1 tRNA gene is annotated in these 537 nt (G+C 52.5%); it reads left to right on the top strand.

The window, feature by feature from the left end:
• The first annotated feature begins 259 nt into the window (after nt 1-259).
• Nucleotides 260-336: transfer RNA gene (locus ACFOSD_RS15700), tRNA-Ile, on the top strand.
• The last annotated feature ends 201 nt before the right edge of the window (nt 337-537 follow it).

Below are 537 nucleotides of genomic sequence, written 5' to 3'. Positions count from 1 at the left end.
CTGCGGCTGGATCACCTCCTTAAACGACAGACCAGCGCTCGCATCGATGAGTGCTCACACGAATTACTTGATTGAGTGAAGTAGCGAAGCCGTAGGAGGCCAGCCCTCTGGCCGAATAAGAGGTCACCGACTGGTTGGGTCTGTGCTCCGAATGGTTTATAGGACTATAGCTCAGCTGGTTAGAGCGCACCCCTCCGCGAAAGCGGTTAAGAGTGGGTGAGGTCACCGACCGGTTGGGTCTGTGCTCCGAAAGGTTTATAGGACTATAGCTCAGCTGGTTAGAGCGCACCCCTGATAAGGGTGAGGTCGGTGGTTCAAGTCCACTTAGTCCTACCACTTTTCGCGCTAGCGTCGTTGAAGTGCTCGTCGTGTACAGATGTACACGTCCTCGTACTTCGCCTTGCTACCGCAAAAAGTCTTCGATCAATGATTTCCTTCTTCTTGATCGATGTATCCTCGTCGTGTAAGAAAACGATACCGCTTAGAAAACCGCACGGAATAAACGAAATGGGGCTATAGCTCAGCTGGGAGAGCGCC

It is taken from the genome of Salinispirillum marinum (assembly GCF_042650105.1).
Taxonomy (GTDB): domain Bacteria; phylum Pseudomonadota; class Gammaproteobacteria; order Pseudomonadales; family Natronospirillaceae; genus Salinispirillum; species Salinispirillum marinum.
Note: the sequence above shows the minus strand (reverse complement) of the source record. Positions and strands in the feature narration are given on the sequence as shown.